This window comes from Pseudomonas sp. LBUM1670, assembly GCF_059695695.1.
On the sequence record NZ_CP166783.1, the window covers coordinates 5,665,363 to 5,689,669 of the forward strand.

General features: G+C 60.4%; 20 protein-coding genes. 7 read left to right on the forward strand and 13 right to left on the reverse strand.

Annotated elements, in window-relative coordinates; genetic code table 11:
* Nucleotides 1-81: 81 nt before the first annotated feature.
* A complete protein-coding gene (locus tag ACA073_RS26000; RefSeq protein ID WP_497400533.1) occupies nt 82-1,422 on the forward strand; it encodes a hemolysin family protein in 1,341 nt (446 codons plus the stop codon).
* A 117-nt stretch (nt 1,423-1,539) separates the two neighbouring features.
* Here the strand turns inward: ACA073_RS26000 and ACA073_RS26005 are convergent, their stop codons facing one another.
* The 8 genes from ACA073_RS26005 to ACA073_RS26040 all read right to left on the reverse strand — a co-directional run bounded on the left by ACA073_RS26005 (nt 1,540) and on the right by ACA073_RS26040 (nt 12,331).
* Nucleotides 1,540-2,436 (reverse strand): peptidoglycan DD-metalloendopeptidase family protein, encoded by an 897-nt coding sequence (locus ACA073_RS26005; protein ID WP_497400535.1) that lies wholly within the window; start codon nt 2,434-2,436, stop codon nt 1,540-1,542.
* A 207-nt stretch (nt 2,437-2,643) separates the two neighbouring features.
* Nucleotides 2,644-3,609, reverse strand: coding sequence for a response regulator (locus ACA073_RS26010; RefSeq protein WP_497400537.1), 966 nt, complete (start codon nt 3,607-3,609; stop codon nt 2,644-2,646).
* Between the two features lie 168 nt (nt 3,610-3,777).
* Nucleotides 3,778-4,539, reverse strand: coding sequence for a phosphate signaling complex protein PhoU (gene phoU, locus ACA073_RS26015; protein WP_497400538.1), 762 nt, complete (start codon nt 4,537-4,539; stop codon nt 3,778-3,780).
* 72 nt (nt 4,540-4,611) lie between these two features.
* On the reverse strand, nt 4,612-5,445 hold the full coding sequence (pstB, locus tag ACA073_RS26020; protein WP_462008087.1) for a phosphate ABC transporter ATP-binding protein PstB: 834 nt from the start codon (nt 5,443-5,445) through the stop codon (nt 4,612-4,614).
* A 172-nt stretch (nt 5,446-5,617) separates the two neighbouring features.
* Entirely contained in the window at nt 5,618-7,288 is a 1,671-nt protein-coding gene (pstA, locus tag ACA073_RS26025) for a phosphate ABC transporter permease PstA (protein ID WP_497400540.1), read from the reverse strand.
* A 15-nt stretch (nt 7,289-7,303) separates the two neighbouring features.
* Nucleotides 7,304-9,337, reverse strand: a complete 2,034-nt coding sequence (locus tag ACA073_RS26030) for an ABC transporter permease subunit (protein WP_497404236.1) — start codon at nt 9,335-9,337, stop codon at nt 7,304-7,306.
* Nucleotides 9,338-9,822: 485 nt separating this feature from the next.
* A complete protein-coding gene (locus ACA073_RS26035; protein WP_497400542.1) occupies nt 9,823-10,824 on the reverse strand; it encodes a phosphate ABC transporter substrate-binding protein PstS in 1,002 nt (333 codons plus the stop codon).
* 208 nt (nt 10,825-11,032) lie between these two features.
* The gene (locus ACA073_RS26040; RefSeq protein WP_497400544.1) at nt 11,033-12,331 is read right to left on the reverse strand and encodes an MFS transporter; all 1,299 of its coding nucleotides are present in this window, start codon (nt 12,329-12,331) and stop codon (nt 11,033-11,035) included.
* Nucleotides 12,332-12,693: 362 nt separating this feature from the next.
* Between ACA073_RS26040 and ACA073_RS26045 the strand changes: the two genes are divergently transcribed.
* Entirely contained in the window at nt 12,694-13,098 is a 405-nt protein-coding gene (locus ACA073_RS26045) for an acyl-CoA thioesterase (RefSeq protein WP_007896491.1), read from the forward strand.
* 56 nt (nt 13,099-13,154) lie between these two features.
* Nucleotides 13,155-14,054 carry a D-hexose-6-phosphate mutarotase gene (locus tag ACA073_RS26050; protein ID WP_497400545.1) on the forward strand — a complete coding sequence of 300 codons (900 nt, stop codon included), beginning with the start codon at nt 13,155-13,157 and terminating at the stop codon, nt 14,052-14,054.
* Between the two features lie 118 nt (nt 14,055-14,172).
* Here ACA073_RS26050 and ACA073_RS26055 read toward each other — a convergent pair whose 3' ends face one another.
* From ACA073_RS26055 to ACA073_RS26075, 5 genes are all read right to left on the reverse strand, one after another.
* Nucleotides 14,173-14,709: a DUF3299 domain-containing protein gene (locus ACA073_RS26055; protein WP_497400547.1), complete on the reverse strand. Its 537-nt coding sequence runs from the start codon at nt 14,707-14,709 to the stop codon at nt 14,173-14,175.
* Nucleotides 14,710-14,796: 87 nt separating this feature from the next.
* The gene (locus tag ACA073_RS26060) at nt 14,797-15,042 is read right to left on the reverse strand and encodes a GlsB/YeaQ/YmgE family stress response membrane protein (RefSeq protein WP_497400549.1); all 246 of its coding nucleotides are present in this window, start codon (nt 15,040-15,042) and stop codon (nt 14,797-14,799) included.
* Nucleotides 15,043-15,288: 246 nt separating this feature from the next.
* On the reverse strand, nt 15,289-16,371 hold the full coding sequence (locus tag ACA073_RS26065) for a 5-(carboxyamino)imidazole ribonucleotide synthase (RefSeq protein ID WP_497400551.1): 1,083 nt from the start codon (nt 16,369-16,371) through the stop codon (nt 15,289-15,291).
* Nucleotides 16,372-16,382: 11 nt separating this feature from the next.
* Nucleotides 16,383-16,874 (reverse strand): 5-(carboxyamino)imidazole ribonucleotide mutase, encoded by a 492-nt coding sequence (purE, locus tag ACA073_RS26070; protein WP_019694319.1) that lies wholly within the window; start codon nt 16,872-16,874, stop codon nt 16,383-16,385.
* Between the two features lie 331 nt (nt 16,875-17,205).
* On the reverse strand, nt 17,206-18,123 hold the full coding sequence (locus ACA073_RS26075) for a LysR substrate-binding domain-containing protein (protein WP_461952615.1): 918 nt from the start codon (nt 18,121-18,123) through the stop codon (nt 17,206-17,208).
* Nucleotides 18,124-18,303: 180 nt separating this feature from the next.
* Here ACA073_RS26075 and aspA point away from each other — a divergent pair, with 180 nt between their 5' ends.
* The 4 genes from aspA (at nt 18,304) to ACA073_RS26095 (ending at nt 24,014) form a co-directional block, all read left to right on the forward strand.
* Nucleotides 18,304-19,728, forward strand: coding sequence for an aspartate ammonia-lyase (gene aspA, locus ACA073_RS26080; RefSeq protein WP_497400554.1), 1,425 nt, complete (start codon nt 18,304-18,306; stop codon nt 19,726-19,728).
* Between the two features lie 531 nt (nt 19,729-20,259).
* Entirely contained in the window at nt 20,260-21,711 is a 1,452-nt protein-coding gene (locus tag ACA073_RS26085) for an alanine/glycine:cation symporter family protein (RefSeq protein ID WP_497400556.1), read from the forward strand.
* Nucleotides 21,712-21,853: 142 nt separating this feature from the next.
* Nucleotides 21,854-22,858: an asparaginase gene (locus ACA073_RS26090; protein WP_497400558.1), complete on the forward strand. Its 1,005-nt coding sequence runs from the start codon at nt 21,854-21,856 to the stop codon at nt 22,856-22,858.
* Nucleotides 22,859-23,021: 163 nt separating this feature from the next.
* Nucleotides 23,022-24,014: an AraC family transcriptional regulator gene (locus ACA073_RS26095; protein WP_497400560.1), complete on the forward strand. Its 993-nt coding sequence runs from the start codon at nt 23,022-23,024 to the stop codon at nt 24,012-24,014.
* The last annotated feature ends 293 nt before the right edge of the window (nt 24,015-24,307 follow it).

Genomic DNA, 24,307 nt, shown 5'->3' on the forward strand with positions numbered 1-24,307 from the left:
CTACATTGGCTGACTTGTGCCTGCTCTTCAGGCCCACATTTTTCTTTCCTTTCGAATACACGGAACCCGCAAAACTCCATCATGGACCCTTCCCCTGGCTTGACCCTCGCAACACTCTTCGCCGATTTCGGCATGATTCTTTTTGCTCTGATCCTGGTTTTGCTCAACGGTTTTTTCGTTGCGGCGGAATTTGCCATGGTCAAATTGCGCTCGACCCGGGTCGAGGCCATCGCTGAGAAAAACGGCTGGCGCGGACACATCCTGCGCACCGTTCACAGTCAGCTCGATGCCTACCTGTCGGCCTGCCAATTAGGTATCACCCTCGCCTCCCTCGGCCTTGGCTGGGTCGGTGAACCGGCGTTCGCGCACATCCTCGAACCGCTGCTGGAAGCCGTCGGCGTGCAGTCGGCCGAAGTGATCAAAGGCGTGTCGTTCTTCGCTGCATTCTTCGTCATCTCGTACCTGCACATTGTGGTCGGCGAACTGGCGCCGAAATCCTGGGCCATCCGTAAACCGGAGCTGCTGTCGCTGTGGACCGCCGTGCCGCTGTACCTGTTCTACTGGGCGATGTACCCGGCGATTTACCTGCTCAACGCCAGTGCCAACACGATCCTGCGGATTGCCGGCCAGGGTGAACCCGGCCCGCATCACGAACACCATTACAGCCGTGACGAGCTCAAGCTGATCCTCCACTCCAGTCGCGCCAGCGACCCCAGCGACCAGGATATGCGTGTGCTGGCCTCGGCCGTGGAAATGGGCGAGCTGGAAGTGGTCGACTGGGCCAACTCGCGCGAAGACCTGGTCTACCTCAACAGCACGGCCAAGCTGGAAGAAGTGTTCAGCCTGTTCCGCCGTCACAAGTACAGCCGCTTCCCGGTGTACGACGAGGAAACCGAGAGCTTTATCGGCCTGCTGCACATCAAGGACCTGCTGCTGCAGCTGTCGGTGCTGGAGATGCTGCCGTCCAAGTTCAATCTGACCGAGCTCCTGCACCCGCTGGAGCGGGTGACCCGGCACATGCAGCTGTCCAGCCTGCTGGAACAGTTCCGCCAGGGCGGCGCGCACTTCGCGTTGGTCGAGGAGGCCGACGGCAAGGTGATCGGCTTTCTGACCATGGAAGACGTGCTGGAAGCGCTGGTTGGCGATATCCAGGACGAACACCACAAGGCTGAGCGCGGGATTCTCGCGTACCAGCCGGGCAAGCTGCTGGTACGCGGTGATACACCTCTGTTCAAAGTCGAACGCCTGCTGGGCATTGACCTTGACCACGTCGAAGCCGAAACCCTCGCCGGGCTGGTTTACGAAACCCTGAAACGAGTGCCGGAAGAGGAAGAAGTGCTGGAAGTCGAAGGCTTGCGGATCATCATCAAGAAGATGAAAGGGCCGAAGATCATTCTGGCCAAGGTGTTGATGCTGAATTGATTTGTCCCGGGCTGAAACCGAGTCGATCCCTTCGCGAGCAAGCCCGCTCCCACAATTGAAATGCATTCCAACTGTGGGAGCGGGCTTGCTCGCGAAGGCGTCAGGACAGACAACACGTTACTGCTTGCCGAGCGCAAAGTTGGGCAGCGCCCCCACCGGTTGATTGAACTGGTACGGAATCGACACCAGCCCCAACCCGGTATTGCGCTGCACCACGAAATGCAGGTGCGGCCCGCTGCTGTTGCCGGTATTGCCCGACAGCGCCAGCGGACTCCCCACCGACACCCGCTGCCCTTCGCGAACGCTGACCGACCCTTGCTTGAGGTGCAGGTAGACGCCCATCGTCCCGTCATCGTGCAGCACCCGCACGAAATTGCCCGACGGGTCGGTGCCGCGCCCGGTCTGGGCATTCTCGGTTTTCACCACCACCCCGCCTCGTGCCGCGATGATCGGCGTGCCCACGGGCATGGCGATGTCCATGGCGTAGCGGTTCCTTGGACCGAAGTGGCTGTACTGTCCATCGGCGCCCTGACTCAGCCGAAACGGTCCGCCACGCCAGGGGAACGGGTATCGATAGGCCATGGCAGCCCCTGAGGGATCACCCAGGGAGTATTCGAATTTGGGGGTGTACGCGAGCGGCCTTTCGGCTTTCGTGGCCGTGAGCAGCGCCAGACGAATACTGCTGCGCGCCGGCATGACCCGGCGAATCGGCCGGCTCGGTGCACCGCTGACGTTTTGCAGCCCGGCGAAACTCAACTCGATTTCTACCGGTGCATACAGGTCATTGCGCACGTAAACGCTGTCCACGCCCTTCTTCTTCGTGATGACGAGGTACACCTGTCGCTCAAGGTGCTCGACCATGCGATCGCGAAAAGTGAACACCTGGGAGCCTTTGGTGGGGCGGTCGCTATAGGAAACCACGCCATTGGCGTCGGTGGATTTGTAGATGGTCATGGCCATGGCCGTGGTGGACGCCATGAACAGACCACAGAAAAACAGCAGGCGCGCGAGCATGGGCAAAAATTCTGTCGAGGGAGGCCTGGGGGTGAGCCTAGCAGCTGCAATGGACCCGGGTAGTCGGCAGATGTTTCAAAATGGGCAGTTCAGGGGATGTAAGGTGAATCAGAAGGCCCCTTCGCGAGCAAGCCCGCTCCCACAGGATTCACACTGTACCTGTGGGAGCGGGCTTGCTCGCGAAGAGGGACTGTCAGGCGACGAAGATCACGCGCCTGGAACGAAATGCTTCTGCGCCGTACCACGTGCGATCAAACGCGAGATGTAATCCAGTTTCTGCGCGTCCTGGTCGACAAAGCGGAACGTCAGTTGCAGCCATTCGCTGTCGGGTTTCTGCTCGTGGGCGACGATAGCGTGCAGGTAACCGTTCAGACGCGCGACTTCAGCGTTGTCGCCCTGTTCCAGATCGAGCACGGCGCTGTCGAGCACTTGCGGCAGGACTTCGCTGCGTTTGACCACCAGCAGCGCTTCCTTGAGGCTCAAGGCCTTGATCACGCATTGCTGGATACCGTTCGGCAGGCGCAGTTGGCCCGGGCCACGACCGCCGGTTGACGCTGCAGAGGCAGCTGGTGCCTTCACCGGCGGGCTGTTGAGCAGGCCACGGGACGCTGCGGCAGCCGCTGGGGCCGGGGCTGGCGCAGCGGCGGCAGGCTGGGCGATCGGGGCAACCGGCGCAGGAGCAGGCGCGACGCTGGCGACCGCAGGCTTGCCACCGGTCAATGCGCTCAACGAATCGTTGCCGAACGCCGAGTTCATTTTGGTCGGCGCGCTGTTCATCAAGGTATCGAGCTTGCCGACCTTGTTCAGCGCCTGCTTGACCTTGGTCAGCAGTTGCTCGTTGGTGAACGGCTTGCTGACGTAGCCGGAAACCCCGGCCTGGATCGCCTGGACGACGTTCTCTTTGTCGCCACGGCTGGTCACCATCACGAAGGGCATGGTCTTGAGGTTGTCCTGCTCGCGGCACCAGGTCAGCAATTCCAGGCCGGACATTTCCGGCATTTCCCAGTCGCACAGGACCAGGTCGAACGCTTCCCGTGCCAGCAAGGCCTGAGCCTTCTTGCCGTTGATCGCGTCTTCGATCCGGATCCCCGGGAAGTAGTTGCGCAGGCACTTCTTCACCAGGTCACGAATGAACGACGCATCGTCCACGACCAACACACTGACCTTACTCATCCATTACCCCTTTAAAAAATCCCGGCAAGCATACCAACTGTCTGATGGCACATTGCCAAAAACCTTCAGTCACGCCGGGACTTTTCGTTCGCGGGTGCTGCTGTCGAATTCGTAAGCCCCTAAACAAAAACGCCCGGCCAATAGGCCGGGCGCTTTACTTGGGCAATCTTACTTATCGTCAACTTCGCCCGGAACATTAGCGGTTTCACCACTTGTGCCTTCAACTTCTTCCTTCATGCGCTTGAGGCCCAGGTGACGCACGTCGGTGCCGCGCACCAGGTAAATCACCAGCTCCGCGATATTGCGCGCGTGGTCGCCGATGCGTTCCAGCGAACGCAGCACCCAGATAATGCTCAGAACCCGCGAGATAGAGCGCGGGTCTTCCATCATGTAGGTGGCGAGTTCACGCAGGGCGGTCTTGTATTCGCGGTCGATGATCTTGTCGTACTGCGCCACCGACAACGCCAGGTCGGCGTCGAAGCGGGCAAACGCGTCCAGTGCGTCACGCACCATGTTGCGCACCTGGTCGCCGATGTGGCGCACCTCGACGTAGCCGCGTGGGGCTTCGCCTTCTTCACACAACTGAATAGCGCGGCGGGCGATCTTGGTCGATTCGTCGCCGATGCGCTCGAGGTCGATCACCGACTTGGAAATGCTGATGATCAGACGCAAGTCGGACGCGGCCGGCTGACGACGGGCCAGAATGCGCAGGCATTCTTCGTCGATGTTGCGTTCCATATGATTGATCTGGTCGTCGATCTCGCGAACCTGCTGGGCCAGGCCGGAATCGGCCTCGATCAGCGCCGTCACGGCGTCGTTGACCTGCTTCTCCACCAGCCCGCCCATGGCCAGGAGGTGGCTGCGCACTTCCTCGAGCTCAGCGTTGAATTGCGCGGAGATGTGATGGGTAAGGCCTTCTTTACTAATCATGTTGGCGTCCTTGGAGCGTCCGGTAAGGTGCGGTGGGCCGCAGCGTCAATTCAGTGAGCAACCACAGGCTTCCTAGCCGTAACGACCGGTGATGTAGTCTTCGGTCTGCTTCTTCGCCGGATTGGTGAACAGGGTGTCGGTGTCGCCGAATTCCACCAGTTTGCCCATGTACATGAACGCCGTGTAGTCGGAAACCCGCGCGGCCTGTTGCATGTTGTGGGTCACGATGACGATGGTGAATTTCGATTTCAGTTCGTAGATCAGCTCTTCGACTTTCAGCGTGGAGATCGGGTCGAGTGCCGAACACGGTTCGTCGAGCAGCAGCACTTCAGGTTCCACGGCGATAGTGCGCGCGATCACCAGACGTTGTTGCTGACCACCGGACAGGCCCAGTGCCGACTCGTGCAGACGGTCTTTGACTTCGTCCCACAGCGCCGCGCCTTTCAACGCCCATTCGACGGCTTCATCGAGGATGCGTTTCTTGTTGATGCCCTGGATGCGCAGGCCGTAAACCACGTTTTCGTAAATGGTTTTCGGGAACGGGTTCGGCTTCTGGAACACCATGCCGACGCGACGACGCAGCTCGGCCACGTCTTCGCCCTTGCGGTAGATGTTGTTGCCGTACAGGTTGATTTCACCTTCCACGCGGCAGCCGTCAACCAGGTCGTTCATGCGGTTGAAGGTGCGCAGCAGCGTGGACTTGCCGCAGCCGGACGGCCCGATGAAGGCGGTCACGCGCTGCTTCGGAATATTCAGGCTGACGTCGTACAGCGCTTGTTTGTCGCCGTAGAACAGGTTCAGGCCCGGCACTTCGATGGCCACGGTTTCCTGCGCAAGGCTCAGGCTCTGTTTGTCGCGGCCCAGGGCAGACATGTTGATGCCGTGGGTATGTGCTTCGTGCTGCATGGGAGGCTCCCTGTGCTGACAAATTCGGTTCGGGCCACCGCTTCGCGGCATGGCCAATAAATATTCCTGTGGACGCGGTCCACTGTGGGAGCGGGCTTGCTCGCGAAGGGGGCCTCACGGCCGCCAAAAGCTTCGCGAGCAAGCCCGCTCCCACAAGGTCCGCGCCGACCTGTTAACTATCCAGCGCTTTGTATTTCTCGCGCAGGTGGTTCCGGATGTAGACGGCCGACAGGTTCAATGTCGCGATCACCAGTACCAGCAGCAGCGCCGTGGCGTACACCAGCGGTCGTGCGGCTTCGACGTTCGGGCTCTGGAAGCCGACGTCATAAATATGGAAGCCCAGGTGCATGATCTTCTGATCAAGGTGAAGGTACGGGTAGTTGCCATCCAGCGGCAACGACGGCGCCAGTTTCACCACACCCACCAGCATCAGCGGCGCCACTTCACCGGCGGCGCGAGCCACGGCGAGGATCATGCCGGTCATCATCGCCGGGCTGGCCATCGGCAGCACGATCTTCCACAAGGTTTCAGCCTTGGTCGCGCCGAGGGCCAACGAGCCTTCACGCACGGTGCGAGGAATCCGCGCCAGGCCTTCTTCGGTGGCCACGATCACCACCGGCACCGCCAGCAGCGCCAGGGTCAGGGACGCCCAGAGCAGGCCCGGCGTACCGAAGGTCGGTGCCGGCAGTGCTTCAGGGAAGAACAACCGGTCGACCGAGCCGCCCAGCACGTAAACGAAGAAGCCCAGACCGAACACGCCGTAAACGATGGCCGGAACGCCCGCGAGGTTGTTCACGGCAATGCGGATAATCCGGGTCAACGCGTTCTGCTTGGCGTATTCACGCAGGTAAACCGCCGCCAGTACGCCGAACGGGGTCACGATCATCGCCATGATCAGGGTCATCATCACGGTGCCGAAGATGGCCGGGAAGATCCCGCCTTCGGTGTTCGCTTCACGCGGGTCGTCGCTGAGGAATTCCCAGACCTTGCTGAAGTAGAAACCGATCTTGGTCATCGTGCCCATGGCGTTCGGCTGGTAGGCGTGAACCACTTTGCCGATGTCGATGACGAGCTCTTTGCCGTTGGCATCGCGGGCCGTCAGGCTGTCGCGGTTGAACTGGGCGTGCAAGTCGGCAAGACGTGCTTCGATGTCCTGATAACGTGCGTTCAGCTCGGCGCGCTCGGATTCCATGTCCGCTTGCGCGGTGGCATCGAGTTGGCCAGCCAGTTCCAGTTTGCGAGTGTGCAGACGAATGCGTTCGAGACCGGCGTTGATCGCGCCGATGTCGACCTTTTCCATGGTCTTGAGCTGTGCAGCGAGCTGGTTGACGCGGGCAACACGAGCCTGCAACTCAGGCCACGCAGCCTCGCCTTCAGCGATGACCTTGCCGTCCTGTTTGACGTTGACCAGATAGCCGTAGAAATTGCCCCACTCGCGGCGCTCGATGGCCATCAGCTCAGGTGGCGTCTTCTGGTTGGTCAGCCACTCGCCGACGATCCAGGTGAAGTCGTTGCCGTTCAAGTCACGGTTGCCGACCTTGATCAGCTCGCGAGTCATGAACTCCGGGCCTTCATCAGGCACCGGCAGCCCGGCGCTTTTCAGGCGCGCGCGCGGCACTTCTTCTTTCTGCACCACTTCGCCGATGACCAGGTGATTAGCCTGGCCCGGTACGTCGTAGCTGGCGTGGATCAGGTCCGCCGGCCAGAAGTGACCCAGACCGCGCACGGCAATCACCGCGAGCAGGCCAATGGTCATGATGACCGCGATGGACACCGCGCCGCCGCTGATCCAGACGCCGGGGGCGCCGCTCTTGAACCATCCGTTCAGGGAGTTCTGTTTCACAGACTTCTACCTTTCTTAAAGCGACGAGTATTTCTTGCGCAGACGCTGACGAATCAGTTCCGCGAGGGTGTTCATGACGAAGGTGAACAACAGCAGCACCAGCGCCGAGAGGAACAGCACGCGGTAGTGGCTGCCGCCGACTTCCGATTCGGGCATTTCCACCGCGACGTTGGCGGCCAGCGTGCGCAGACCTTCGAACAGGTTCATTTCCATGACCGGGGTGTTACCGGTGGCCATCAGCACGATCATGGTTTCACCGACCGCACGGCCCATGCCGATCATCAGTGCCGAGAAGATGCCCGGGCTGGCGGTGAGGATCACCACCCGCGTCATGGTCTGCCACGGGGTAGCACCAAGTGCCAGGGAACCAAGGGTCAGGCCGCGAGGCACGCTGAACACGGCGTCTTCGGCGATGGAGTAGATGTTCGGGATTACCGCGAAGCCCATGGCCAGACCGACCACCAGTGCGTTGCGCTGGTCGTAGGTGATGCCCAGATCGTGGGAGATCCACATGCGCATGTCGCCGCCGAAGAACCAGGTTTCCATGTACGGGCTCATGTACAGCGAGAGCCAGCCCACGAACAGGATCACTGGAATCAGGATCGCGCTTTCCCAACCGTCCGGCACTTTCAGGCGGATGGACTCGGGCAGGCGACTGAAGACGAAACCGGCCACCAGGATGCCAATCGGCATCAGCATCAGCAGGCTGAAGATGCCCGGCAAATGCCCTTCTACATAAGGTGCGAGGAACAGGCCGGCGAAGAAACCGAGGATCACCGTCGGCATCGCTTCCATCAGCTCGATCACCGGTTTGACCTTGCGGCGCATGCCCGGGGCCATGAAGTACGCGGTGTAGATTGCTGCGGCAACGGCCAATGGAGCGGCCAGCAGCATGGCGTAGAACGCGGCTTTCAGGGTGCCGAAAGTCAGTGGCGACAGGCTCAGCTTCGGTTCGAAGTCGGTGTTGGCGGCGGTCGATTGCCAGACGTATTTAGGCTCGTCGTAGTTCTCGTACCAGACCTTGCTCCACAGCGCGCTCCACGACACTTCCGGGTGCGGGTTGTCGAGCAGCAGCGGTTGAATCTTGCCGCCTGCTTCCACGATCACGCGGTTGGCCCGTGGCGACAGACCGAAAAGGCCCTGGCCATCGACCACCTGATCCACCAGCAAGGTGCGGTGCGCGGTGCTGTGGAACACGCCGAGCTTGCCGGACGCATCAAGGGCAACGAAGCCTTTGCGACGTTCTTCGGCAGTGATTTCAACGATCGGCGTGGTGCCCATCTGGAAGGTGCGGATCTGCTTCAGGCGCAGTTCGCCATCCGGGTCGCGCGCCATGAACCATTGGGCCAGGCCACCTTTGGAATCGCCGAGGATCAGCGAGATACCGCCCACCAGCTGGGTGCTGGCGGTAATTTCGGCATCGCCGTTTTCGAGCAGCTTGTAGCGACCGTTGAGGCTCTTGTCGCGCAGGCTGAACACGTCGGCTTGCGCACGACCGTTAATCACGTACAACCACTGCTGACGCGGGTCGACGAAGATGTTCTTCACCGGCTCGGCCATTTGCGGCAGGTCGATGCGCTTCTGCTCGTTGGTGATTTCGCCGGTCATCATGTTTTCTTCGCTGGTCAGCGATAGAACATTGAGTTGCGAACCGGTGGAGCCGACCAGCATCAGCGTGGTGTCGGTGGCGTTGAGACTGACGTGCTCCAGCGCGCCGCCCGCCTCGTTCAGCGCGATCGGGGTTTCGCCGTACGGATATTCGACGGCCGGCGAGATGGTTTTCTTGCCGTCCGGGTAGCTGACTTTATAAGTGTGACGGAACACCAGCGCCTGGCCATTGGACAAGCCCACCACCACCAATGGATGGCCCGGTTGGTCTTCGCCGATGGAGGTCACGGTCGTGCCGGCCGGGATCGGCAGATCGACGCGCTTGAGTTCAGCGCCACTGTCGACGTCGAAAAACAGCGCCTGCCCTTTGTCGGAAATCCGCATGGCGACCTGGTTCTGCTCTTCCAGGGAGATCATCAGCGGCTTGCCGGCATCTTGCATCCAGGCGGGCGTGATGGCGTCCTTGGCGGTCAGGTCGGCACCCTGGAACAGGGGCAAGACGACGTAGGCAAGGAAGAAGAAGATCAGCGTGATCGCAGCAAGAACAGCGAGGCCGCCAATGAGGACGTACCAGCGGGTCAGGCGATCCTTTAGCGCGCGGATGCGGCGCTTGCGTTGCAGCTCAGGCGTATTGAAATCAATTCGCTTGGGGGGATTTGTAGTCATGGTGGAATTGGCCAGATCAGTCATGCGCACACCCTAGCGATCCTGTATGACAGAAAGATGACAATGCAGTGACGCAACAAATCCTCCGCCAGCGGAACTGGCAGTGGATCGGAAATTTGGGAGGCCGGCGTACCGGCATTTGCAGGAGCGAAGCTTGCTCGCGAAGGCGTCATTTCATTCAACTTAAATGCTGACTGAACCACCGCGTTCGCGGGCAAGCCTCGCTCCTACAGGTCCGGGTTTACCCCGGACCTAGGGTTTTACTTTTTTACGACTTCAGCGCCGCCTTCCGCGAGACCCAGGTCAGCCAGTGCTTTTGCAGCAACCTTGGCCGGCAGTGGGATGTAGCCGTCTTTCACTACAACTTCCTGGCCCTGTTTGGACAGAACCAGTTTCACGAACTCGGCTTCCAGCGGGGCCAGAGGCTTGTTCGGGGCTTTGTTGACGTAAACGTAGAGGAAGCGCGACAGCGGGTATTTGCCGTTCAGGGCGTTTTCTTCGGTGTCTTCGATGAATTCAGTGGTGCCTTTTTTGGCCAGGGCCACAGTCTTCACGCTAGCGGTTTTGTAGCCGATGCCCGAGTAACCAACGCCGTTCAGCGAGGAGCTGATCGACTGCACGACCGAAGCCGAACCTGGCTGTTCGTTGACGTTTGGCTTGTAGTCGCCTTTGCACAGGGCTTCTTCTTTGAAGTAGCCATAGGTGCCCGATACCGAGTTACGACCGAACAGTTGAACCGGCTTGGTGGCCAGATCACCGGTCACGCCCAGGTCACCCCAGGTTTTCACTTCGGTTTTAGCGCCGCACAGACGAGTGGACGAGAAGATCGCGTCGACTTGTTCCATGGTCAGGTGCTGGATCGGGTTGTCTTTGTGTACGAAGACAGCCAGGGCGTCCACAGCAACCGGGATCGCGGTTGGCTTGTAACCGTATTTGGTTTCGAAGGCTTGCAGCTCGGTGTCCTTCATCTTGCGGCTCATCGGGCCCAGGTTAGCGGTGCCTTCAGTGAGCGCAGGTGGCGCGGTAGACGAACCGGCAGCCTGAATCTGGATGTTTACGTTCGGGTATTCTTTTTTGTAGTTCTCAGCCCACAGGGTCATGAGGTTGGCCAGGGTATCGGAGCCGACGCTGGACAGGTTGCCCGACACACCAGTGATCTTGGTGTAGCTCGGGATCGACGGGTCTACAGCGGCGAACGCGTTGGCAGTCGCAACGCCAGCAGCGACAAAAGTCATTGCCGCCATCAAACGCTTCAGTTTCATGCCTTACTCCTAGCAGATAGGGTGTGTTAAGTCGGGGCCAAGTATCAGCAGGCCGTGTGAACACTCTATGGCTGAAATATGACAATTGGATGAAAGGCCAGCATTCAGTGTTTCGAAGTGATTCCGCGTTAGCGTTCTTCGCGGGCAAGCCTCGCTCCTACAGGTGTTCTTGTAGGAGCGAGGCTTGCCCGCGAAGGCGTCAGTCGGCTTAGCGCCCCTTCTTCCAGAGATACCCACCCACCACAATCCCGACCCCACAAATGACCGCCACGTAATAGGCCGGCCCCATCGGGCTTTCCTTCAGCAGCAACGTCACTACCATCGGGGTCAGACCGCCAAAAATCGCGTAGGCCAGGTTGTAGGAAAACGACAGGCCGCTGAAGCGCACCACCGCCGGGAAGGCTTTGACCATCACGTAGGGCACCGCGCCGATGGTGCCGACCAGCAAACCGGTCACGGCATACATCGGGAACAGCCAGTCCGGGTGATTGAACAGGCTGTGGTAGAAGGTCCACGAGCTGAGCAACAGCAGGGTGCTGCCGAACACAAATATCCGGCCGGCGCCGAAGCGATCAGCCAAAGCACCGGAAGCCACGCAGCCCAGGCTCAGGAATACGATCGCCAGGCTGTTGGCCTGCAACGCGGTGGTTGGAGCGAAGTGGTAAACGGTCTGTAGCACGGTCGGGGTCATCAGAATGACCACGATGATGCCGGCGGACAGCAGCCAGGTCAGCAGCATGGAGATCGCGATCGCGCCGCGATGATCGCGTAACACCGCGCGCAGCGGCACTTCTTCGGCCAGGGCTTTGCGCAATTGCAGTTCGGCGAATACGGGCGTCTCGTGCAGCCAGCGGCGCAGATAAACCGAGAACAGACCAAACACACCACCGAGCAGGAACGGGATCCGCCAGGCGTAATCCGACACTTCCACCGGGGTGTAAATGCTGTTAATCACCGTGGCGACCAGCGAACCCAGGAGGATGCCCGCCGTCAGACCGCTGGTCAGCGTGCCGCAGGCGTAGCCGATGTGCCGCTGTGGCACGTGTTCGGAAACGAAGACCCACGCGCCGGGCACTTCCCCGCCAATCGCAGCGCCTTGAATCACGCGCATCAGCAGCAACAGGATCGGCGCCCACATGCCGATCTGCGCGTACGTCGGCAGCAGGCCCATGATCAAGGTCGGCACCGCCATCATGAAAATGCTCAGGGTGAACATCTTCTTGCGGCCCAGCAGGTCACCGAAGTGCGCCATCACAATGCCGCCCAACGGACGCGCCAGGTAGCCGGCGGCGAAGATGCCGAAAGTCTGCATCAGCCGCAGCCACTCGGGCATGTCGGCCGGGAAGAACAGCTTGCCCACCACCGTGGCGAAGAACACGAAGATGATGAAGTCGTAGAACTCCAGCGCGCCGCCCAGGGCAGACAGCGATAAAGTTTTGTAGTCATTGCGGGTCAACGGACGTGCGGGCTGGGTAGGCTGCGCGATGCTCGAGGGCGCTGTGGTCATGGCAAGGGCTTCTCTAATAGTCGGATCTGCAACCTCCACAACGCTGGCGGAGGCTTGGGCAGGTCCGCACGATAGCAAATTGTTCGAAATAGCACATAGAGGCGCGTATTTGAGGGGCAAAATGAGAACCGGACGGTCGTCTCGGGGTCTACCGACCGATATACTCGCGATCTTGCAATAGTTTGAAAGGGTTGCTGTGCAAAAACGCCTGCCGGGGTGTGCAGGCGGTTTCGCAGAGTTTCCCTTTAGGCGCCTTACGAAAAACGTGACGAACGTAGTATGTTCGGGCTGAATCGTTTTTTCTGAGACGGCTATTCACCTGAAATACCAATGAAGAGTCACGGGTCAGAGGCACCCCCGGCATGATAGAGCTCGAACAAGAAGATCCAATCCCGCAAGGCGACCTGGCCCTGCAAATCACCGCGCTTCCGCGTGAAACCAACGGTTTCGGCGATATTTTCGGTGGCTGGCTGGTGGCGCAGATGGATTTGGCCGGCACCGCAATGGCCAGCAAAGTCGCTGGCGGTCGAGTGGCCACCGTTGCGATCGACCGCATGGCGTTCCTGGTTCCGGTCGCGGTGGGCGCTCAGCTCTCCTTCTATACCCAGGCCCTGGAAATCGGCCGCAGCTCGATCCAGATGATGGTCGAGGTCTGGAGCGACGATCCGCTGTCCAGCGAGTGGCGTAAAGTGACTGAAGCCGTGTTTGTGTTCGTTGCCATCGACGGCAGCGGTCGCACCCGCTCGGTGCCGCCACGCGCGCGTTAAACACGGGGACCGTTTTGCGGTCCATTGCAGCCCTGTTCCCGATCGAGAGTTGTCCCATGAACACGCCCAACGTTGAAGCCGTGAAACTGGATGAACTGAACTGCTGGCGCATCCGCCACGGTCAGGCCGAATTGCTGGTGGCCCAGCAAGGCGCGCACATCCTCAGTTATCAATTGGCCGGCCAACCGCCGCTGATCTGGCTCAACGATGAGGCTGTGTTCAAGACCGGCAAGGGTATCCGCGCCGGTGTGCCGGTGTGCTGGCCGTGGTTCGGCAATTTTTCGCGCAACCCGCAGAGCGTTCAGGCGATGCGCGTCAGCAACGAACCACCGACCGCCCACGGTTTTGTGCGGGCGATGGACTGGGAGCTGGGCGGTATCGAAACCGAAGGTGAAAGCCTGAAGGCGGAATTCGTCCTGCCCTACCCCGAAGGTGGCTTCCCCGGTTGGCCGCATCAGGTGGATTTGAAGTTGAGCATTCGACTGGATGAACAACTGCATATCAGCCTGACCAGCCACAACCAGGGCACCGATACCGTCACCCTCAGCCAGGCGCTGCACAGCTATTTCGCGGTCAGCGATGTGCGCAATGTGCAGGTTGAAGGGGTGGATGGCTTGAATTACATCGAGACGCTGGATGACTGGAAAACCAAGACTCAGTCTGGTGATCTGAGCTTTACCGGCGAGACCGATCGCATCTACCTCAATGCTCCGGCGAAACTGACCATCGTCGATCCAGCCTGGGAACGGCGCATCGAGCTGACCAGCAGTGGTTCGCGCTCGGCGGTGATCTGGAACCCGTGGATTGATCGCGCGGCGGCGTTCAGTGACATGGCCGATGATGGCTGGCAGCGCATGCTGTGCATCGAAACGGCGAATGTGATGGATGATGTGGTGGCGTTGGCGCCGGGTGCAAGTCATACGCTCGGCGTGAGCATCGGTAGCGCACCTTTATAGGCAACACCATAGAACACTGTGGGAGCGGGCTTGCTCGCGAATGCGGTATGTCAGGCAACATTAATGTCGACTGACACGCCCTCTTCGCGAGCAAGCCCGCTCCCACAGTTTTGGTTTTCTATAAATCCGACTCTTTCACCACTCTGACCTTCGCCGCATCCAGCGCATACGCCGCATCAGCCAACTCATTGTTGACCTTCTCGATCTTCAACGTACCCGTTACCCACAGCGGCGTGTAGATATCATCCAGCTTCAACCCTTTCGGATAGCGCACCAGCACCAATTGATTCGGCGGCGGTGGCGGCACGTGGATGCAGGCGCCCGGATAGGGCACGAGGAAGAACAGTGTGCTGCGGCCCTTGGCGTCGGATTCCAGCGGCACCGGATAACCGCCGATGCGGATGTTCTTGTCGTTCATCGACGGCACGGTTTTGGTCGAGTACATCACCGCCGGCAAGCCTTTGCTCTGCTTCATGCCACCCTTGTCGGTAAAGGTGCCATTGGCTTCGGGGGAGTCGTGGTCGATTTCGGGCATGGCCTCGAGGGCTTTCTGGTCCGACTTGGGCATCAGTTCCAGCCAGTCGGTTTCCGGCAGTTCGCCGGCATGGGCGAGGCCCGAGCCCAGTAAAAGAAAAGTCAGTAAAAGACGGCGCATGGAAATGCTCGGTAAAGGAGAGGACGATGCAACGCCAAGCATTCTAGCCCTCCCGCCTTGCGCAGCAGAGAGGGCTTTGTCGCTAAATCAGTTCTTTTTGATCAAGCCGTAGATCACCAGCAACACCACTGCGCCAACCAGCGCACCGATGAAGCTCGCGCCTTGGCCGGCCTGGTAGATGCCCAGGGCCTGACCGCCGTAAGTGGCCGCCAGCGAACCGCCGATACCGAGCAGGATGGTCATGATCCAGCCCATGCTGTCATCACCCGGTTTCAGGAACCGGGCCAGCAGGCCGACGATCAAGCCGATAAAGATGGTTCCGATAATTCCCATGGCATTTCCTCTGAGTAAGTGGCTGTGTCCTGTCTCACCAATACGTTCCTCTTTTGACGAGTGGCTGTTGTCGTCAGGCAAGGCGCCGTGACGAGTCATAGCCAGAGCATGACGGCAACAGACGCCGTCAAAAAGGAACCGTATGGGTGAGACAGGACACCTGACGAAAGCCTAGTCAGACTTTCGCATCCTGCCATGAGAGAACGGCGGCCCCTGAATGGTTCCGCCGCTGCCACATGAAACTGTTTACTCGGCGATCAGCGCTTCGACCTTGAGGATCTGTGCCGCCAGCGTATCGCGGTCTGCACAACGCAGGTTGGCGTGACCAACCTTGCGGCCGACCTTGAAGGCCTTGCCGTAGTGATGCAGATGGCAATCGGCGATGGCCAGGACCTTTTCGGTCTCCGGCACTTTACCGATGAAGTTGAGCATGGCGCTCTCGCCGACCTTGGCCGTCGAACCCAGCGGCAGACCGGCAACGGCCCGCAGGTGGTTTTCGAACTGGCTGCATTCGGCGCCTTCGGTGGTCCAGTGCCCGGAGTTGTGCACGCGCGGGGCAATTTCGTTGGCCTTCAGGCCTCCGTCGACTTCAAAGAACTCGAACGCCATCACGCCAACGTAGTTCAGCTGCTTGAGCACGCGGCTGGAGTAGTCTTCGGCCAAGGCTTGCAACGGATGATCGGTGCTGGCCACGGACAGCTTGAGGATGCCGCTGTCGTGGGTGTTGTGAACCAGCGGGTAGAACTTCGTTTCGCCATCGCGGGCACGCACGGCGATCAGCGAAACTTCGCCGGTGAACGGCACGAAGCCTTCCAGCAGGCAGGCAACGCTGCCCAGTTCAGCGAAGGTGCCGACCACGTCTTCAGCGGTGCGCAGGACTTTCTGGCCCTTGCCGTCGTAACCCAGGGTGCGGGTTTTCAGCACGGCCGGCAGACCGATGGACGCCACAGCGGCGTCCAGATCGGCTTGCGACTGGATGTCGGCGAACGCCGGGGTGGGAATCCCCAGGTCCTTGAACATGCTCTTCTCGAACCAGCGATCGCGGGCGATGCGCAGGGCTTCGGCGCTCGGGTAGACCGGGACGAACTGCGACAGGAATGCCACGGTTTCAGCCGGGACGCTTTCGAACTCGAAAGTCACCAGATCGACTTCATCGGCGAGCTGTCGCAGGTGATCCTGATCGCCGTAATCGGCCCGCAGGTGTTCGCCCAACGCGGCTGCGCAAGCATCCGGCGCGGGGTCCAGGAAAGCGAAGTTCATGCCCAGCGGAGTGCCCGCCAGCGCCAACATGCGACCCAACTGGCCGCCACCGATTACACCGATCTTCATCGTCAACAACCTCAGGCGATGCGTGGGTCTGGATTGTCCAGGACGCTGTCTGTCTGCTCAGCACGGAAGGTTTTCAGCACCGCGTGGAACTGCGGGTGCTTGGCGCCCAGGATACTCGCCGACAGCAGGGCTGCGTTGATTGCGCCAGCCTTGCCGATGGCCAGGGTGGCGACCGGAATGCCCGCAGGCATCTGCACGATAGAGAGCAGCGAGTCGACGCCCGAGAGCATCGACGACTGCACCGGCACGCCCAGCACCGGCAGGTGGGTCTTGGCCGCACACATGCCTGGCAAGTGGGCCGCGCCACCGGCGCCGGCGATGATCACCTCGATGCCACGCGCCTCGGCCTCTTCGGCGTACTGGAACAGCAGGTCCGGGGTGCGGTGGGCAGAGACCACTTTCACCTCGTAAGGGATGCCGAGCTTTTCCAGCATATCGGCGGTGTGGCTAAGGGTGGACCAATCGGACTTGGAGCCCATGATCACGCCAACCAGTGCACTCATCGTCGTGCCTCTTCTCTCTGGGCGCCCGCAGGCGCGTCAAAAAACAACAAGCCACGCAAAATGCGTGGCTTGATTGTACGAAAAATGGCCGGACGAACCGGCCGAAGGCCGCGCAGTATACCTCAATGAAGCAGATAAACAGCCCCCTAAGCGACCATCTGTCATAGGGCGCAAAGTGCCGGTTTTATTGACTCAAAGGTCAATCAAATACACCACTAATCCCCTGTGGGAGCGGGCTTGCTCGCGAATGCGGTGGGTCAATCGACATCAATGCTGCCTGACCCACCGCATTCGCGAGCAAGCCCGCTCCCACATTTGATCTTCATTGGCCTCAGGAACCCGTTGTGCCCTGCGCGGCGCCGCCTTCAAGTTTTCGCCACAGCAACCGCACATTCGCCTTGCGCACCAACGCGCAGCGGTAAAGGCGAATCTCCAGCGGCACATGCCATTGCGGGCCGCCGCAGACCACCAGTTCGCCGCGAGCCAGCTCGGCCCGCACGCTCAATTGCGGCACCCAGGCAATGCCCAATCCTTCCAGCGCCATGCTTTTCAAACTGTCAGCCATGGCGGTTTCGTACACCGTGGTAAACCTTAGCGCGCGCTGGCGCAGCAAGCCGTTCACCGAACGCCCGAGAAACGCTCCGGCGCTGTAGGCCAGCAACGGAACGCTGGCTTCGCCCTCCAGATCGAACAGCGGCTTACCGTCGGCATCCGCCGCGCACACCGGCAGCATTTCAGTGTGCCCCAGGTGCAGCGACGGAAAGATCTCCGGGTCCATCTGCATGGCGGCGTCAGGGTCATAGAACGCCAACATCAGATCGCAACCGCCTTCGCGCAACGCATGCACCGCGTCGCCAACGTTAGTCGCCACCAGCCGCGTGGCGATGTTCAAACCTTCATTACGCAACTGCGCGATCCAGCGCGGAAAGAAGCCCAACGCCAAGGAGTGAGCAGCGGCAACTTGCATCACTTCGCCCTGCCCACCCTCCAGATGATGAAGATGGCGCAGCACTTCGCCGAGTTGCTCTACCACGGTCCGTGCGGTGACAAGGAACAACTGCCCCGCCGCAGTCAGCTCGACCGGCGTGCGCGAGCGGTTGACCAGTTGCAGCCCCAGTGCGGCTTCCAGGCTGCGGATCCGTCGGCTGAACGCCGGCTGAGTCACGAAGCGTCGTTCGGCAGCCTGGGAGAAGCTGCGGGTGGCGGCCAGAGCACTAAAGTCCTCAAGCCATTTACTTTCCAGATTCATCACGTCCTCCCGGACACGCACCAATTTAGGTCACACGCTCGCCACACACGTGGCGTCACATGGGCATTATGCCGAATGTGCATAGGCCAGTGCTTAACAGCATTGGCCGAAAATTCTCCACAAGCCTAGCATTTGAGGCGTTCCGGCACAGACCGGGTCCATATCGAGATGATTTCTATCATGTCCTCCGCTGCATCTTTCCGCACAGAAAAAGACCTGCTTGGCGTACTCGAAGTACCGGCTCAAGCGTATTACGGCATCCAGACCCTGCGAGCGGTGAATAACTTCCGTCTCTCCGGCGTTCCGATTTCGCATTACCCGAAGCTGGTTGTCGGTCTGGCGATGGTCAAACAGGCCGCCGCTGACGCCAACCGCGAGCTGGGTCACCTGAGCGAAGCCAAGCACGCTGCCATCAGCGAAGCCTGTGCACGATTGATCCGCGGCGATTTCCACGAAGAATTCGTGGTGGACATGATTCAGGGCGGCGCTGGCACTTCGACCAACATGAATGCCAACGAAGTCATCGCCAACATCGCACTGGAGGCCATGGGCCACAGCAAGGGCGAATACCAATACCTGCACCCGAACAACGACGTGAACATGGCGCAGTCGACCAACGACGCCTACCCGACCGCGATCCGTCTGGGTCTGCTGCTGGGCCACGACGCACTGCTGGCCAGCCTCGATAGCCTGATCCAGTCGTTCGCCGCCAAGGGTGAAGAATTCAGCCACGTTCTGAAGATGGGCCGTACCCAGCTGCAAGACGCCGTGCCGATGACCCTCGGCCAGGAATTCCGCGCTTTCGCCACTACCTTGGGCGAAGACCTGGCGCGCCTGAAAACACTGGCACCTGAACTGCTGACTGAAGTGAACCTGGGCGGCACCGCGATCGGCACCGGCATCAACGCCGACCCGCGCTATCAGCACCTGGCCGTTCAGCGTCTGGCGCTGATCAGCGGTCAACCGCTGGTTCCAGCGGCCGACTTGATCGAAGCCACTTCCGACATGGGTGCTTTCGTACTGTTCTCCGGTATGCTCAAGCGCACCGCGGTCAAGCTGTCGAAGATCTGCAACGACCTGCGTCTGCTGTCCAGCGGCCCGCGTACCGGCATCAACGAAATCAACCTGCCGGCACGTCAGCCAGGCAGCTCGATCATGCCAGGCAAGGTCAACCCGGTCATCCCGGAAGCCGTGAACCAGGTGGCGTTCCAGATCATCGGCAACGACCTGGCCCTGACCATCGCGGCCGAAGGCGGCCAGCTGCAATTGAACGTGATGGAGCCGCTGATCGCCTTCAAGATCTTCGACTCGATCCGTTTGCTGCAACGCGCCATGGACATGCTGCGCGAGCACTGCATCACCGGCATCACCGCCAACGAAGCCCGCTGCCGCGAACTGGTCGAACACTCGATCGGCCTGGTGACCGCGCTGAACCCGTACATCGGCTATGAAAACGCCACCCGTATCGCCCGTATCGCCCTCGAAAGCGGCCGCGGCGTGTTGGAACTGGTGCGCGAAGAAGGCTTGCTCGACGAAGAAATGCTCGCCGACATCCTGCGCCCGGAAAACATGATTGCTCCGCGTCTGGTTCCGCTTAAAGCCTGATCCAACGCATTATTTGTAGCACCGCTCACCAGGTCGAGGGACTAGACACCTCTCACCTTTTGAGGGCTTGGGGATTCATTCCCCAGGCCCTTTTTTTTAACTATTTGGCAGCAATCCAGGATGTCTGGGAGCTGCTCTTCTGTGGGAGCGGGCTTGCTCGCGAAGGCGTCGGCACATCCAGCATTAATGTGTCTGACACACCCTCTTCGCGAGCAAGCCCGCTCCCACAGAAAAGCAGATCCCGCATAAGCCCGACGGCATAACGTCAGGTGTTCCAAAGCTTCGTTTCGCCGAACGCACCACAACAGTGCAGACGGACGGCACTCTCCTAGGTATAGTGCCGCCCCTCTTCGCGTGAGCGGTCGTCGGTAACGAGGCCCAAACCCATGCGAAACCCGAACTAATAACAAACCCGCAATATGAAATCGGGACGAACCTTCGCCCACCTGTTTTGCCGTGCGCAAAGCGGAGTAACGCGATGTTTCCGACCGCTCAGCATTTGCCTAAACAAAAAACAGCGAGGAATAATCCATGCTCGAAGTCATCAACGACTTCCTCTCAGGGAAAGTACTGATCGTGCTCATTGTCGGGCTCGGTAGCTACTTCACGATCCGCTCGCGTTTCGTTCAATTGCGTCACTTCTTCCACATGTTCGCGGTGTTCCGCGACAGCCTCAAAAGCAGCGCCGGTCAACTCAGCTCCTTCCAGGCCCTGATGCTCAGCCTCGCCGGCCGCGTCGGTGCAGGCAACATCGCCGGTGTCGGCATCGCCGTGACCCTCGGTGGGCCAGGTGCGGTGTTCTGGATGTGGGTGACCGCGCTGGTCGGCATGTCCAGCAGCTTCTTCGAATGCTCCCTCGGTCAGCTCTACAAACGCGCCGACGCCGACGGCACTTACCGTGGCGGCCCGTCCTATTACATCCAGCACGGTCTGCAGAAACGCTGGTTGGGCATGATCATGGCGTTCCTGCTGTTGATCACCTTTGGCTTCGCCTTCAACGGCCTGCAATCCCACGCCGTGACCCACTCGCTGAACAACGCCTTCGGCCTCGACACCACCTGGACCGGCCTCGCGCTGGCGGTGTTGCTGGGTCTGGTGTTCATCGGCGGGATCAAGCGCATTGCCAAGGTCGCTGACCTGCTGGTGCCGGTGAAAACCCTGGTGTATATCGGCGTGACCATCTACGTGATCGTGCTGCAATTCGACCACGTACCGGCGATGCTGATGACCATCGTCAAAAGTGCCTTCGGTCTGGATCAAGCCTTCGGCGGCCTGATCGGCAGCGCTATCGTCATGGGCGTGAAGCGTGGCGTGTTCGCCAACGAAGCGGGTTTGGGCAGCGCACCAAACGTGGCGGCAGTGGCGTCGGTCGAGCACCCGGTGTCACAAGGCGTGGTTCAGGCATTCAGCGTGTTCCTCGACACCTTCGTGATCTGCACCTGCACCGCGTTGCTGATCCTGCTTTCGGGCTTCTACACTCCGGGCTTCGAAGGCGACGGCATTGCCCTGACCCAGAACTCGCTCGCCGCTGTCGTGGGCGACTGGGGCCGGATGTTCATCTCCGTGGCCCTGGCGTTGTTCGTGTTCACCTCGATTCTCTACAACTACTACCTGGGCGAGAGCAACCTGCGCTTCCTGATCGGTGAAAACCGCAAGGCGCTGATCGGCTACCGCGCGCTGGTGCTGGTGTTGATCTTCTGGGGTGCGATCGAGAACCTCGGCACGGTGTTCGCGTTTGCCGACATCACCATGACCCTGCTCGCGTTCGTGAACCTGATCGCGCTGTTCCTGTTGTTCAAGGTCGGCATGCGCATCCTGCGCGACTACGATGACCAGCGCGCTGCCGGCATCAAGACGCCGGTGTTCGATTCGAGCAAGTTCCCGGATCTGGACCTGGACCTGAACGCCTGGCCAGCCAACCCGCCAGCCGCCGCCATCAAGGCTGAAGCTGAGGCGCAAGGCGTACCCGCAGCGCAACGCTGATCGGTTAAAGTGCGCAATCCCTATGTGGGAGCGGGCTTGCTCGCGAAGAGGTCGTGTCAGTCAACGTTGATGTTGATTGACACACCGCCTTCGCGAGCAAGCCCGCTCCCACAAGGGAAGTCATTGTTCTCGGAGAGTCTCCATGAATTCCTCGACCTACCCTGCCGCCCAGCACGTCATGGTGCTTTACACCGGTGGCACCATCGGCATGCAAGCCAGCGAACACGGCCTGGCACCAGCGTCCGGTTTTGAAGCGCGGATGCGTGAATACCTGCACAGCCAACCTGAGCTGGTGGTGCCGCAGTGGCAGTTTCGCGAGATGGCGCCGCTGATCGACAGTGCCAACATGTCTCCGGCGTACTGGCAACAACTGCGTGAAGCGGTGGTCGATGCCGTCGACGTACAGGGCTGCGACAGCGTGCTGATTTTGCATGGCACCGACACCCTCGCTTACAGCGCGGCGGCCATGAGTTTCCAACTGCTCGGCCTGCAGGCCCGCGTGTGCTTTACCGGCTCGATGCTGCCCGCCGGTGTAACCGACAGCGATGCCTGGGAAAACCTTGGCGGTGCTTTGGTTGCATTGGGCCAAGGTCTGGCGCCGGGTGTTCATCTGTACTTTCACGGCGAATTGCTGGACCCGACCCGCTGCGCAAAAGTGCGCAGTTTTGGTCGTCATCCGTTCAAGCGCCTTGAGCGTCAGGGCGGGGGAGCGAAAGCCACCTCACTGCCTGCAGCGTTGAACTACAACCAGACCAAACAACTGGCGAATGTCGCGGCGTTGCCACTGTTTCCCGGTATCCGCGCAGAAATTCTGGATGGCCTGCTCGATAGCGGCATTCAGGGCCTGGTGCTGGAGTGCTACGGCAGTGGCACCGGTCCGAGCGACAACCCCGAGTTTCTCGCGGCACTTTCGCGGGCTCGCGACAACGGTGTGGTGGTCGTTGCGGTCACGCAGTGCCATGAAGGTGGTGTCGAGCTTGATGTGTACGAAGCGGGTAGTCGCTTGCGTGGGGCCGGCGTGCTTTCGGGTGGCGGCATGACACGTGAGGCGGCGTTCGGGAAGTTACATGGGTTGCTGGGTGCCGGGCTCGACACCGCTGAAGTGCGGCGACTGGTCGAACTCGACCTGTGCGGCGAACTCAGCTAACCCAACACAAAACCCTGTGGGAGCGGGCTTGCTCGCGAATGCGGTGTGTCAGCCACATTGATGCTGGATGTGCCGCCGTCTTCGCGAGCAAGCCCGCTCCCACAGGTCTGTTGCTCGGCATGTAACTTGCTGCGTTCCAGCCACCCCAAGGCTGGAAGCCGTCATGCTCCACTCCCACCTCACCACCCTCAACGCCGTCTCCCTGGTGCTCAACGCCTTCAAGGCCGAAGGTCTGTCCAGCGAAGCGCTGCTCGCAGGCAGCGGCATCAGTGTGGCGGACCTGAGCCGGGCCGACACGCGCATCACCACCAATCAGGAGATGCAGGTCTGCGCCAACGCGGTCGCGCTCAAGCGTGACATCGGTCTGGAACTGGGCCGGCGGATGCACGTTTCGTCCTACGGCATGCTTGGTTATGCCCTGCTCACCAGTGCCACCTTCGGTGACGCTTTGCGCTTGGCGATGCGCTATCCGGCGCTGTTGGGAACACTTTTTGAACTGAGCCTGGAAGACGACGGCGACCGCGTCTGGTTCGTCGCTGCCGACTACCGGGAGAGTCCGGCGATGGCGGTGTTCAACGCCGAGTTTTGCCTGGTCTCTCTGAAAGTCATCTGCGACGACCTGTTCGGTCATCCGCTGCCGCTACTGGCCGCACGCTTCGAACATGCTGCACCCGATTATGAAGAGACCTACGCCGAGCACTTCGACTGCCCACTGCACTTCGGCGCACGGGACAACGCCTTCGCCTTCGACAAACTATGGCTCGACCAACCCTTGCCTCTGGCGGACGTCATCACCCATCAGGCCATGGCCGAGCGTTGCCGAAAGCAGAACCTTGAGTTCACCGGGCGTCAGGCGTGGCTGGGGCGGATTCGCCAGTTACTCAGTGCTCAACTCAACGCGGCGCCTGGCCTTGAAGGGTTGGCCGAACAAATGAATTGTTCGGCGCGGACCCTGCGCCGGCACCTCAAGGATCTGGGTTGCAGCTATCAGGAATTGCTGGATGAGCTGCGCTTCGAACAGGCCAAACACATGCTCTGCGAAGAACAGATGCCGATTTACCGGATCGCCGAAGCGCTGGGCTTCAGCGAAACCGCGAGTTTCCGCCATGCGTTTGTGCGCTGGAGCGGCGTGGCGCCGAGCCAGTTCCGGCCTTGAGTGTTGTGGCGTTTTGGGGGCCGTCTTCGCGAGCAAGCCCGCTCCCACATTGAATTTGCGTCGTACACAAATGATGTATTCAGCGCAGATCAAATGTGGGAGCGGGCTTGCTCGCGAAGACGGCCTACGGAACACCAACGGCGTCGCGGAATGGCTCACGCCCCGAGCTAAATACCGTGCCGCAGAGGGGCGAATTTCGGTCAAGTATTTTGGCCACATTAATCCCCTTTTGGCCTTTCCTGCCGTTCTCCAAATCGCCGCCCGCCGCAAGACTGTAGCCAACCGAATCAGCC